This window comes from Weissella sp. ESL1177 (assembly GCF_058107185.1).
Map to the genome: position 1 here is coordinate 21,731 of NZ_CM176591.1, position 13,898 is coordinate 35,628.

General features: G+C 36.4%; 10 protein-coding genes. 9 read left to right on the top strand and 1 reads right to left on the bottom strand.

The genetic code is table 11. The features are described 5' to 3' along the window. Positions 1–36 precede the first annotated feature (36 nt). The 4 genes from AC3B5D_RS00080 to AC3B5D_RS00095 all read left to right on the top strand — a co-directional run bounded on the left by AC3B5D_RS00080 (position 37) and on the right by AC3B5D_RS00095 (position 5,852). Complete coding sequence (locus tag AC3B5D_RS00080; protein WP_489840100.1) at positions 37–1,983, top strand: sugar MFS transporter; 1,947 nt, start codon at positions 37–39, stop codon at positions 1,981–1,983. A 15-nt stretch (positions 1,984–1,998) separates the two neighbouring features. Then, positions 1,999–4,203: an alpha-galactosidase gene (locus AC3B5D_RS00085; protein WP_489840099.1), complete on the top strand. Its 2,205-nt coding sequence runs from the start codon at positions 1,999–2,001 to the stop codon at positions 4,201–4,203. A gap of 374 nt (positions 4,204–4,577) precedes the next feature. After that, on the top strand, positions 4,578–5,060 hold the full coding sequence (locus AC3B5D_RS00090) for an ASCH domain-containing protein (protein WP_489840098.1): 483 nt from the start codon (positions 4,578–4,580) through the stop codon (positions 5,058–5,060). 12 nt (positions 5,061–5,072) lie between these two features. After that, a complete protein-coding gene (locus AC3B5D_RS00095; RefSeq protein WP_489840097.1) occupies positions 5,073–5,852 on the top strand; it encodes a glucose 1-dehydrogenase in 780 nt (259 codons plus the stop codon). A 194-nt stretch (positions 5,853–6,046) separates the two neighbouring features. On the opposite strand, the gene AC3B5D_RS00100 is transcribed toward AC3B5D_RS00095, so the two are convergent. Then, the gene (locus AC3B5D_RS00100) at positions 6,047–7,069 is read right to left on the bottom strand and encodes an AI-2E family transporter (protein ID WP_489840096.1); all 1,023 of its coding nucleotides are present in this window, start codon (positions 7,067–7,069) and stop codon (positions 6,047–6,049) included. 398 nt (positions 7,070–7,467) lie between these two features. Between AC3B5D_RS00100 and AC3B5D_RS00105 the strand changes: the two genes are divergently transcribed. The 5 genes from AC3B5D_RS00105 to AC3B5D_RS00125 all read left to right on the top strand — a co-directional run bounded on the left by AC3B5D_RS00105 (position 7,468) and on the right by AC3B5D_RS00125 (position 13,822). Further along, positions 7,468–8,571 carry a BMP family lipoprotein gene (locus AC3B5D_RS00105; RefSeq protein WP_489840602.1) on the top strand — a complete coding sequence of 368 codons (1,104 nt, stop codon included), beginning with the start codon at positions 7,468–7,470 and terminating at the stop codon, positions 8,569–8,571. Positions 8,572–8,881: 310 nt separating this feature from the next. Continuing rightward, positions 8,882–9,961 (top strand): BMP family lipoprotein, encoded by a 1,080-nt coding sequence (locus AC3B5D_RS00110; protein ID WP_489840095.1) that lies wholly within the window; start codon positions 8,882–8,884, stop codon positions 9,959–9,961. Positions 9,962–10,183: 222 nt separating this feature from the next. Beyond that, positions 10,184–11,734, top strand: coding sequence for an ABC transporter ATP-binding protein (locus AC3B5D_RS00115; RefSeq protein WP_489840094.1), 1,551 nt, complete (start codon positions 10,184–10,186; stop codon positions 11,732–11,734). 4 nt (positions 11,735–11,738) lie between these two features. After that, complete coding sequence (locus AC3B5D_RS00120) at positions 11,739–12,863, top strand: ABC transporter permease (RefSeq protein ID WP_489840093.1); 1,125 nt, start codon at positions 11,739–11,741, stop codon at positions 12,861–12,863. A gap of 2 nt (positions 12,864–12,865) precedes the next feature. After that, on the top strand, positions 12,866–13,822 hold the full coding sequence (locus AC3B5D_RS00125; protein WP_489840092.1) for an ABC transporter permease: 957 nt from the start codon (positions 12,866–12,868) through the stop codon (positions 13,820–13,822). The last annotated feature ends 76 nt before the right edge of the window (positions 13,823–13,898 follow it).

Sequence of the window (13,898 nt, forward strand, 5' to 3'; positions counted from 1 at the left end):
AAAATAATCAACTTAAATAATGATAGGGGAAACATTATGGAAGAAATAAACAATCAGTCACAGCAAACAGCTTTACAAAAAATAGTTTCTAGAGTGTCCTATGCCTTTGGTGCTTTTGGTAACGATGTCTTCTATGGCGCGTTGTCGACCTACTTTATTATGTTTGTAACGACACATTTGTTCAATACGGGTGATAAAGCACAAAATAACCGTATGATTATGTATATCACAGCTATTATAACTATTCTACGCGTTATTGAATTAGTGATTGACCCATTTATTGGTAATTGGATCGATCGAACGAAAACACGTTTTGGTCAGTTTAAGCCTTGGGTCGTCATTGGTGGTACAGTAACCTCTATTATGTTGATGTTACTATTTACGGATTTGGGAGGAATCAATCAAACCCATCCTTATTTATATTTAGTTATTTTTGCAATTCTGTATATTACAATGGATATTTTTTATGCCTTTAAGGATGTTGCTTTTTGGTCAATGATTCCAGCATTATCTTTTAATTCAAAAGAACGAGAACGTACTTCTTCATTTGCCCGTATTGGATCAACTTTGGGCGGTGGCCTTGTTGGGGTGGTTGTCATGCCCCTCGTACTATTTTTCTCGGTCAATCGAGTAAATGGTACTGGTGATTCTCGTGGCTGGTTTGCATTCGGTCTAATTGTCGCGCTTGTTGGGATTGCGACTTCATGGATTGTCGGATTAGGAACTAAAGAAGTGCAATCTGATTTACGGAAAAATGTTGCCGATACAGTTGGTTTTAAACAAATATTTGCAACATTAGCACATAATGATCAGTTGATGTGGATTGCGCTAACTTATGGTATTTATGCCATTGGTATTAACATTGAAAATTCACTTGTTTTGTATTACTTTACCTTTATTATGGGAAAGTCAACCTTATTTTCAATTTTTCAAGGAGTCAACATTGTTATTAGTTTAGTTTCAGTTTCTATTTTTCCAAAACTAGTTGATCGATTTAATCGACGTCGTGTCTTTGCAACGTGTATTGGTATCATGTTAGCTGGCCTATTATTGTTCTCACTAGCGGGTAAATCATTTGCGCTAGTTATCATTGCTGCCGAAATGTTCCAAGTACCCCAAGCAGTTATTTTCTTGGTTGTATTAATGATTATTTCTGATTCAGTAGAATATGGACAACTAAAATTAGGACATCGTGATGAATCTTTGACGCTATCCATTCGGCCACTCTTGGATAAATTGGGTGGTGCACTTTCAAATGGAATTGTCGGTCAAGTTGCCGTGCTAGCTGGTATGACGACAGGAGCTACCGCAGCATCTATCACAGCTAGTGGTGCATTTAAATTTAAATTAATGATGTTTGGTGTACCAGCAGTATTACTTATCATTGCATTTATGGTGTTTTGGCGTAAATCAACTTTGACCGAAAAACGTCATGCTGAAATTGTGGATGAATTAGCTAAAACTTGGGGTAAAGATATTACAGTAGATACTAATGAAAATAAGAACCGTGCAACTATTTCATTAACGTCTCCAATAAATGGTCAGATTAAGGCGTTGAACACAGTTTCAGATTCAGTATTTGCAAGTGGTCAAGTTGGTCAAGGATTTGCAATCAAACCATCTGATGGTAAGGTTTATGCACCGTTTGATGCACAAATAAAACAAGTGTTCCCGACACGTCATGCAATTGGATTGGTCTCAAAAGATGGTGTGGCCTTGTTAATTCATATTGGTTTTGGCACAGTTCATATGAACGGCACTGGCTTTATAAGTTTGGTGACAGAAGGCCAACAGGTGAAAAAGGGAACACAGTTAATAGAATTTTGGGATCCAGCAATTAAAAAGGCTGGCTTAGATGATACTGTTGCAGTTGTCGTCACAAATCAACAAAAATTTAAAGATTTTGAATTACTTGTTGAACCAAATAAAGTCGTTAACGCCAATAGCGAACCAGTTTTCTCGTTACAACAAGTTAAAAATTAGTGGAGATAGCAACCTATGAAAAATGATAGTCTAATAGAATATGATGATGAAACACATTCATTTCATCTGCATAATGATGAAATATCTTACTTATTAGGGATTGAAGAAGGTGGTGTACTCGCACATTTGTACTATGGTAAGCGAATTAAGCAGTATCATGGTCAATTAAAATATCCTCGTATTGACCGCGGTTTTTCAGGAAATTTGCCAAATGCGACTGATAGAACATACTCTTTGGATGCTATTTTACGTGAATATAGTTATGAAGGCGATGGAGATTTTCGTTCACCAGCCATTATTGTGCGACAACATGATGGTAGTAGATCTGCTTTTTTTAAATATTATGATTTTACGATATCTAATGGTAAGCCGACATTAGAAGGATTGCCAGCCACATATACTTTAAATGATAATGAAGCACAGACGCTAACAGTTCATTTGGTAGATGAGGTTAGTCAAGTGACATTAGCATTGAACTATACAATTTATCGTGATCGTCCGGTGATTACACGTTCAGTCAAAGTTATCAATAACGGTTCTGAAGCAATACATTTAGAAAAAATTTCTTCAATGATGATTGATTTACCAGTTGGCGAAAGACAGGTAATATCTTTACCAGGTGGTCATGCAAATGAACGTCACATTAATCGCGAGCCAATAACATTTGGAACAAAAGTATTTCAAAGTCGTCGTGGAACGACTAGTCATCATATGAATAATTTTATTGCAATTTGTAATCCTAATACTGATGAATTTCAAGGAGAAGTACTTGGGTTAAGTTTTGCTTATTCGGGGAATCATAAAGAAGAAGTTAGTAAAGATCCATATGGCACATACCGCATTGCAGTGGGGATTAACGATGATCAGTTTGATTGGGAACTTGCCCCAAAAGATTCGTTCCAAGCACCTGAAGTCATTATGACGTATTCAGATAAGGGATTAAATGGTATGAGCCATGCCATACATTCATTATTACAACAAAGAATGGTACGAAGTAAATATAAGAATGAATTGCGTCCCATTGTGGTCAATAATTGGGAAGCGACTTTCATGGATTTTGATGAAGCACGCTTGCAACCAATTGTTGACGAGGCAAAATCAATGGGTATTGAAATGTTTGTCCTAGATGATGGTTGGTTTGGTCATCGTGATAATGATCATTCATCGTTGGGGGACTGGCAAGTATTTTCAAAAAAGTTTCCACAAGGACTGCAACATTTTGCCAATTATATCCATGAACGCGGTTTAAAGTTCGGTATTTGGTTTGAACCAGAAATGATTTCAATAGATTCAACGCTATATAAACAGCACCCAGAGTATATGCTAAAAGTTCCTAATCGTGAGCCAAGTCCTTCGCGTAGTCAATTTGTTTTAGATATTGGGCGTCAAGAAGTTCGGGAAAATATTCATGAACAGATGCGTCAAATATTTGAACAAGTAGATATTGACTACGTTAAATGGGATATGAATCGTAACCTATCAGACATTTATGCAAATGATTTACCCGCTAATCGCCAAGGTGAAGTCATGCACCGCTACGTTCTTGGACTATATAAATTATTAGAAGAGTTAACGAGTGAGTATCCTGACATTCTATGGGAAGGCTGTTCAGGTGGCGGTGGTCGTATTGATGCAGGCTTTTTGTATTATATGCCCCAGTCATGGACTAGTGATAATACAGATGCTGTTGCAAGAATGGGAATTCAATATGGTACGTCATTAGCATATCCAATATCTTCATTTACATCACATGTATCAGAGACTCCCAATCAACAAACTGGGCGAGATACGTCATTAAAAACGCGTGGTGCGGTTGCAATGAGTAGTGTATTTGGATATGAATTAGATTTAACACAAATGACTGAGGCTGAAAAGCAAGCAGTTAAAAAACAAGTTTCCCAATATAAAGCGATTCGAAAATTAGTACAATTCGGTGAGTACAGTCGTTTAATTGATCCTAATCAAAATAATCGTTGTGCTTGGATGTTTGTTAGCCCAAATAAAGATGAAGTTTTAGTATTTTCATTTAAAATTTTATCTGAAGCACAACCAACAAACGAAGTCATTAAATTAGTTAATCTAGACGCAGACAAACTTTATAAAAACGTTGAAACAGGGGATGTTATTGGTGGTGATGAATTAATGCAAACTGGCATATATGAACCAGTTACGTTGTCAGATTTCTCGACGAAGATTTATCATTATAAAGCACTAGATTAAATCAATTTCAAAACTAAAAATAAATTTAACTCTAATTTGAGGATGCTATGAATCAAATTAGAGTTTTATTGTTTACTCGGTTGATAGATAAAGTGTGCCTATTTAAATGGTTTAACAAATTGGCCCTCTTTATGTCGTGTAATCTTTCAGAAAATTGTGTATCCTAATGGTGAAGCATATTGGTGGGAATCATTCATCAGATTATTTGATTTTGATGAATTGAGGTTTCGAATGAGGGGCAGCAATATAAAGTTTATTAAATATTTTTTATTTGAATTTTGTGGTCTAAATGAGCGATAATGACGATTTTAGTATGCACTCAGTCAATCATCACAGCGAATGTGGCAAAAAAATGAAAAGGATATGTAAAACAGATGGTTCAAAATCAGGAAATTAGAGCTTATTGGCAAAAATTTTGTCAATTGAACAATATACCAGTAGAGACGGCATATTCTGCTTGGGCTTATGGTGATAGTGTGCAAATGGCAGATGAATTAGCAAGATTAACGGTTCAAGGGGTTAAAACAGCGACAACTTCAGCAGCTGAATTATATGAGCAAAATGAACCAAAACCATATATTGGTGAATATAATATTATTTTAAATGGACAAGGACAACCAGTTTGTGTGACACAAACAATGGTCGTTGAAACGATACCATATGATAATGTATCATCTGAACACGCGTATCATGAAGGCGAAGGTGATCGCACGTTACATTATTGGCGGCAAGTTCATGAATCTTTTTTTAAGTCTGAATATGATAAAATGAAGAAAGTATTTCATGAAAAAATACCTTGTATTTGTGAAGTATTTGAAGTAGTAGATGTGAATGATAAACAAGGTATGTCATTTTAAGGGGGGAATATCATGACAGAAAATGTATTTACAATGAAGCAATTTGATTTGTCTGGCAAAATTGCCATTATTACTGGCGGTGCCTCAGGATTAGGACAATATTACACAAAAGCATTGAGTACCGCGGGCGCAGACGTAATGGTAGTATCGCGTTCACATAATGGGTGGTCCGATATTAAAAATTATGTCGCAAATACAGGACACCGCGTTGAATTTTTAGCCATTGATATTACGGCAGATGGCGCAGCTGACAAGATAGTAGCTGAAGCGGTGGCAAAGTTTGGCAAAATTGATATATTAGTTAACAATGCAGGGATGACCATTCGGCATGAGTGGGACGAATTTCCTAAAGAAGATTGGGATAAAGTGATCAACTTGAATTTAAATGCACTTTATTATTTATCACAGGCGACCGCTAAAGTTATGGCACAGCAAGAGAGTGGTAAAATTATTAATATTGCATCAATGCAATCATATCGTGCTGGTAAGTTTATTTATCCATATGCAGCCAGCAAGCATGGTGTGGTTGGCCTAACCAAAGCATATGCTGATGCCTTAGCATCACACAATATCCAAGTTAATGCCATTGCACCAGGCTATGTGAATACAGATATGACAAAACCTCTTCAGGAAGATCCAGTTCGTGGACCTGAAATTTTGAATCATATTCCAGCGGGTCACTGGGCTGATCCATCAGAATTAATGGGTGTTGTTGTCTTTTTGGCTAGTGACGCTGCTAGTTACGTGACAGGTGTCACATTACCAGTTGATGGTGGTTATTTACTGCGCTAAGATAATGTCGTTGTCATTTTTTCGTACACGTTGGCTTTTGTTACTTGGTTAGAAATAGCAAAATTAATAATTTCTATCGCATATGATAAATATGGGAATCTCATCAGACAATTATAGAAATATAAAACGATCAGGACGAACCTAGTATGACTAGATTCGTCCTGATCGTTTTATGCTGATTATATAAATAATAATTATGCTTTTTTAGAAATTGAAGCATCTTGGACGCCTAAAAGACTTAAGATGAAGGCGACAATTGGCACGCCGACAATTAATCCCCAGGCACCTAATAAATGTTCCATGACGATAATTGTGGCAAAGGTCAAAAAGATTGGTAGCTCAGTACGACTAGCCATTAGTCTTGGATGTAAGAAATATGATTCAAATAAATGAATGATCGCAACAAGAATCCAGACTTCTAATGTACCAACCCAACCTAGCGCAGCAAAAGAAATAATACTCAAAGGAATCAATGAAATTAGGACACCTGCAATAGGAATCAGTCCTAGTATAAAGATAAGTAAAGCCATGACCATGATACTTGGTACCTTAATAATGCTTAAGCCAATGACCATTAAAATGGTGTTAATAAAGGCAATCGTTAGTTGTACTTCAATAACACTGCCGAAGATTAACACAAACGTGCTGGTTAGTTCGTAGACGTTTTTAAAAAATTTTGGATAATTTGAATTTAAAAATTGGCTACCAAAGACACGTAATCGTTGCCATGAAACAGCAAAAATAAAACTCAAAAAAACAGATAGTAAGATTTTTGAGAGAATACTACCAATCGTATTTAAAGTATCCCAACCACTAGCAAGTAAGCTTTTCCAATTTTTGCTAATTTCACTCAACAAATCCAAATTTTGATAGGTATCGTTGAGATATTTTTTAATATCAGGAAAACTTTTAATGACTTTCATGACTTCATCAGGAATCACTGCAAATTGTTCAACTAACGTTGGCACGATAAACGTGAAAGCCATGACAAAGATAAGGATGCTTAGGATGAATAAAAGTAAGACAGAAAAGCCATAGGGTATTTTTGTCCAGTGACTAATTTTATTTGCACTTTTAATTGCTAAATAACTGAAAATAATTGTTAGTAAAACAATGCTGATTAAATCTCTAATAATGTATAAGAAAAGCAAAATGAAAACTAAAGCAATTAATTTTTGGATATCGGTTCGTTTAAATATTGTTTTAAAATCTATCACAAAGTTACTCCTTAAATGATTCAATATAACCATCCTAATTATACCCACAGTTATTATAAGAAAGGCAAGCGGAAATATTGAAGCTTATATGAAATATAAGTTGCTTGTTTGGGTTAGCGCATTTAAGTTGTTAAAATATCATTTATGTAACAGAGCGTTATGGTTTTGAAAATTAGTTAATAAAACGCATAATTTATGAATTAAATGTAAATTTTGTTCGCTTATAAAATGAAAATGCGATAACAAAAGCTTTTACATAGGGGGTTGTCAATTTATTTAACGAAATATTAATGAAAAATAACTTGAAAATGAGTATCAAATAATCTTATAATTTGACTATTGTTTCAAAATAAGTAACAGAGAGTTACGTAATGATGGTTAGGAAAGTGGGTAAAAAAATGGTTTCACGTCGGTTGAAAATTATAGGTGGTGTAGCGGTTGTTGTCGTTGTTGGTGGGATTGTCTATGGTGTTTCTAATGCTTCAAAATCTTCAAGTAAGAAGAATTATACTGTTGCAATGGTCACCGATGTTGGTGGGATTGACGATAAATCTTTTAACCAATCAGCATGGGAAGGTTTGCAGAGTTGGGGGAAACAGCATGGTCTAAAAAAAGGTGCAAATGGGTACAATTATTTGCAATCTAAATCACAAGCAGAATTTGCACCAAACTTTCAACAAGCAGTGCAAAGTAAATATGACTTAATTGCAGGCATTGGCTATTCATTGCATAATGCCACGGTGAGTTCCGCACAAAAGAATCCCAAAACGGATTATGTCTTAGTGGATGATATTGATCAGAAAAAGACAAAAAATGTGGTATCAGTTATGTTTCGATCAGAGCAATCATCATACTTAGCTGGTGTTGCTGCAGCAACAAAGGCAAAGGCATTAAATCAAACAACAGTTGGGTTCGTTGGTGGGATGCATAGCAATATTATTGATGCGTTTGAAGCTGGTTATACTGCCGGTGTGAAATCAGTTGATAAGAATTTAAAGGTTGATGTGCAATATGCAGATTCATTTGGGGATGCTGCGAAGGGACAAACAATCACAGATGCGATGATGGCTAAAGGTGAGAAAATTATCTTTCAAGCAGCCGGGGCAACTGGTAATGGTGTATTTACAGCTGCCAAGGACAATAATCAATCATTAGTAGCCAATTCTAAAGATAAAGTTTGGGTTATTGGTGTTGATATGGATCAATCTAACATGGGTAATTACAAAACGAAAGATGGTAAGCACAGTAACTTTACGTTAACGTCATCAATTACAGGCGTTGGTCGTGGGTTACAATTGATTGCAAACAAAGCCATGAAGAATCAATTCCCAGGTGGTAAGATTGTTGCTTATGGTTTAAAAGAGGGTGGTGTTTCAACACCAACTAAGAATTTAACAACTGCTGAGAAAAAAGCAGTACTGAAAGCAAAGCAAGGTATTATTAAGGGAAATATTAAAGTGCCAGCACACCCAGCTAATTCTAAATTCAATCAATCATTCTAATTTAAAAAAAGTTCCAAAAAATTACCGAATGGCAAAAATTAATTTTTAATAATTAATCTATTTAAAACGTTTTATGACAAACGTTTCATTTAATTGAATTTATAATTGTTCGCTTTTAATGAATGACTAAGCTTAAAAAGTACGTAAAACGTTTTACTAAAAGAGCAAAAAGATAACATTTTTCGTTGCACATCATTTGGAGACAGTCTATACTATTCAAAGGAATTAACGTTCTGAACAGTGTTAACCTATTTGTTAACTAACGATAATACAGCTGATTTAAATGAACGAAAGTTGAGGAGAATGGGACATGGTTTCACGTCGAAATATCGTCATTGGTGGTGTGGCAATTGTCATTATTGCAGGTGTGGGCGCAACAATGATTAGTAATAAGAACGCAAGTAATAATAAAAAAGATTTTTCCGTTGCAATGGTTACTGATGTTGGTGGTGTAGATGATCGTTCATTTAACCAATCTGCTTGGCAGGGTGTTAAGGACTGGGGAAAGTCGCACAATCTTAAAAAGGGTAAAGATGGTTATAATTACTTTGCTTCAAAAACAAATGCTGACTTTGCGCCAAATTTCCAACAAGGTGTTTCTGCTAACTATAACTTATTGATTGGTGTTGGTTACGCAACCAATGATGCACTTGTTGAGTCTGCCGAAAAAAATAAAAAGACAGACTATGTATTGATTGATGATAAGGCAAAGAAGCCACTAAAAAACGTTGCATCAATGATGTTTAAACAACATGAAGCATCATATTTAGCAGGGGTTGCAGCAGCGACGAAAGCAAAAGAAATTGGTGACAATAAAGTTGGCTTTATTGGTGGGATGAGTTCTGCCACAATTAAAGCCTTCCAAGCTGGTTATATTGCTGGTGTGAAATCAGTTGACCCAAATATCAAGGTAGATTCACAGTTTATTGAATCATTTACAGATACAGCAAAATCGAAAACGATTGCTGATGCGATGTATACTTCAGGTTCACACATTATCTTCCAAGCAGCAGGACCTGCTGGAAATTCAGTGTTTACATCAGCAAAGGATATCGACACAAAGTTAAACAAGGATGATAAAAGTAAAGCTTGGGTAATTGGTGTTGATATGGATCAAAAAGATCAAGGAAATTATAAAACCAAAGATGGGCAAGCTGCTAACTTAACATTAGCATCAGCAGTTAAGAAGATTCCTAGCTCGGTCGTTAAAATTTCTAATCAAGCAATGAAGGGACATTTCCCAGGTGGTAAAACGGTTTCATTTGGTTTGAAAAATGGCGGGGTTGGTCTAACGACGGCAAACTTGAATGACACAGAGAAAAAGGCTGTTCAAAAAGCTGAAAAGGCAGTCAAGTCGGGCGAAGTGACAGTACCAAGCAAAATGAAATAAATTTGTAGATAGATAAGCGTTAGAGGGGAAAGCGGAACAGAATAATGTTCGGCTTTTTCTAGTGTTAGAACATATTTCGTTAGCGTTATGTGACAAAAATGTTAAAAGACGAAAGATTTCAGTCGGTATACTAGCAAAACGTTAAAAACATCTGTAAAATTAAATTCGTATATTAGATTTTATTAGTAAGCAAGTGAATAAATTTTCAGGGAGAAAGAAAATATGGCAGATGAGCCAATTGTGCTAGAAATGCATCATATTGTGAAGCAATTTGGCGATTTTCGTGCAAATGATGGGATTGATTTACAAGTAAGACGCGGACAGATTCATGCGTTACTCGGTGAAAATGGTGCGGGAAAGTCAACATTAATGAATCAATTGTCTGGTTTATTACAACCAACATCTGGTGATATTTTAATTAATGGCCAAAAAATTGTGGTCGATAGTCCAGCGAAAGCAGCGGAACTTGGTATCGGGATGGTTCATCAGCATTTTATGTTAATGGATGCCTTTACAGTTACTGAAAACATTATTTTGGGATCTGAACCAGTTAATGGCATAAAATTAAATATCAAACAAGCTGGTCAGGACATTAAGCAATTATCAGAACAATATGGCTTAGATGTTGATCCAAATGCGTTGGTTAGTGATATTTCGGTTGGTATGCAACAACGTGTTGAAATTTTGAAGACACTTTATCGTGGTGCTGATATCTTAATCTTTGATGAACCAACTGCGGTTTTGACACCGCAAGAAATTGAAGAATTAATGGATATTATGCGTCATTTAGCGTCTGAAGGTAAGTCAATTATTTTAATAACACATAAGTTAGATGAAATTAAAGCAGTCGCTGATCAAGTAACGGTGATTCGACGTGGTCAATCAATTGATTCCTTCCCAGTAGCGGGGGTATCTTCACAGGAATTAGCGGATATCATGGTAGGACGTTCTGTTTCGCTATATTCGACAGAAAAAACGCCTGCACAACCCAAAGAGACTGTTTTATCATTAGAACATTTGACAGTCAAAGATAATCGTGGCGTGATTGCAGTTAAAGATTTGAATCTTGATATTCATGCAGGAGAAGTTGTTGGAATTGCTGGTATTGATGGTAATGGGCAATCAGAGTTAATCTCAGCAATAACAGGACTAATGCCAACTGCTTCCGGAAAAGTGCTATTGAATGGTAAAAATATGACGAATAAAAAACCGCGTCAAATAACCGAAGCCGGCATTGCACACATACCTGAAGATCGGCAACGTTTCGGGTTAGAATTAGAAATGACGTTGGCAGAAAATATGGCATTACAAACATACTATAAACGACCTTTATCGAAGTATGGTGTGTTAGATTATGAAGCAATCAATGAACATGCTCGTGAATTAATTGCAAAGTTTGATGTGCGCACTGTGAATGAATTAGTACCAGCTGGTTCTTTATCAGGAGGAAATCAACAAAAGGCTATTATTGCACGTGAATTAGACCGTCATTCTGATTTTATTATTGCCGCGCAACCAACTCGTGGTTTGGATGTCGGGGCTATTGAATACATTCACCAACAGCTGATTTATCAACGTGATGCTAACAAGGCAGTGATGCTCGTCAGTTTTGAGTTAGATGAAATTTTGAATGTTGCAGATCGTATTGCAGTTATTTCACATGGTGAGATTACGGGTATTGTCAATGCAAATGAAACTTCGAAGAATGAGCTTGGTCTGTTAATGGCAGGTATGTCACTAGAAGAGGCTCGATCACAAATAGCAGGAGAATAATCACGTGAATAAAATTAATTCATATAGTACAGGGCTTGTTGCTGGCTTGGCTGTCTTCTTTGGTTTATTGGTCGGCGCAATTATTATGTTGGTATCAGGATTTAATCCGGTAACTGGGTACATTAGTTTAGTACAGTCAGCATTAGGATCGTCATTAAATATTGGTGAAGTATTGCGTGCGATGACACCATTGATTTTGACTGCTGCTGGCTTTTTGGTAGCACAAGCTGCTGGTTTTTTTAACATTGGTCTTTCGGGACAAGTTTGGGTTGGTTGGATTTCGTCAACGTGGTTTGTACTAGCAAATCAAGGTATGAATCCATGGCTTTTGATTCCAATAGCCGTTATTATTGGTGCCCTTGGTGGTGCTGTCATGGGCTATATTCCAGGCTGGTTACGAGCACAATTTGGCGCATCTGAAGTTATTACCACAATTATGTTAAATTACATTGCTTTGTATGCTGGTAATGCCATTGTGCAAGGGTTGCCTAAAAAATTGATGGCAACGACTGATATGACCAAGACACTAGATACATCTGATTCATTACGTTGGGATTTATTATCTAATTTAACGGGTGGATCACGACTAAATATTGGGTTTATTATCGCAGTAATTGCATTGCTTGGTATTTGGTTTATTATGAAACGCACAACACTTGGTTTTGAAATTCGTGCTGTCGGATTGAACCCTAATGCGGCACGTTATGCAGGGATGTCAGCAAAGCGTAATGCCATTATTGCAATGACAATTTCTGGTACATTAGCTGGTTTGGCAGGTGCAACAGAAGGATTAGGAACCTATTTAAATATTTTCTCACAATCTTCAGCACCACAGGTTGGCTATGATGGGATGGCTGTTGCCTTGTTAGCTTCTGGGTCATTCCTAGGTATTTTATTTGCAGCATTCTTATTCTCTGTTTTATCAGTGGGAGGCCTAGGTATGCCTTTAGCAACTGGCGTGCCAACTGAATTAGTTTCCGTTGTTACAGCGTCAATTATCTTCTTTATTGGTGCTAATTATTTGATTCGTTTAATCCTTGTTAAGTTAGATGAGGATGATCCTAAGCAAAAGGGTAAAAAGAATAAACGTCAAAAATCAACGACAACGAATCCAAAGGAGGCTAAGTGATTATGAGTTTAGAAATCATCTTACAATTAGTCATTTCAAGTACATTAGTTTATTCAGCACCATTGATTTTCACGGCCTTAGGTGGCACATTTTCGGAACGCGCGGGAATTGTTAACGTTGGTCTTGAAGGAACCATGATTATGGGTGCTTTTGCGGGAGTTGTTTTTAATTTAACTTTTGCTAATCAATTTGGTAGTGCGACACCTTGGTTAGGTTTAATTGCTGGTGGTGTTATTGGACTAGTCTTTTCATTACTACATGCGGTAGCGACGATTACACTGCGTGCTGACCACATTGTGTCAGGAACAGTGATGAATTTAATGGCACCAGCATTAGGTGTTTATATTATTAAGTTGATGTATGGTAAAGGTCAAACGTCAATGATTTCACAAAATTTTGGTTACTGGAATGTACCTCTTTTGAGTAAAATACCAGTTATTGGACCAATCTTATTTACAAAAACATCATCAACTGCTTGGGTTGCTATTCTGATTGCTTTTGTTGCATCATGGGTATTATTCAAGACGCGCTTTGGTTTGCGGTTACGTTCAGTTGGTGAAAATCCACAGGCTGCTGATACACTTGGATTGAAAGTTTATGCACTGCGTTATTCGGGTGTTTTAATTTCAGGTGTGTTAGGTGGTATTGGTGGGGCCTTGTTTGCACAGTCAATTGCAGGTAATTTTTCAGCTTCAACAATTGTAGGTCAAGGATATATGTCAATGGCCGCAATGATTTTTGGTCGTTGGAATCCAGTTGGTGCAATGGGTGCAGCCTTATTCTTTGGTTTCTCACAATCAATGGCCATTGTTGGTGCACAACTGCCAGTGATTGATCAAATTCCAGCAGTTTATCTACAAATTGCACCATACGTCTTTACGATTTTGATTTTGGTTATTTTCTTTGCAAAGTCAAAGGCACCAGCAGCAGATGGTGTTAATTATATTAAGTCTGTTTAATCATTAGTTAATGAATGTCATTCCTAATTGTACGTAAGGAGTGGCATTTTTTAATAGGCTGGTTATTGCTATAATA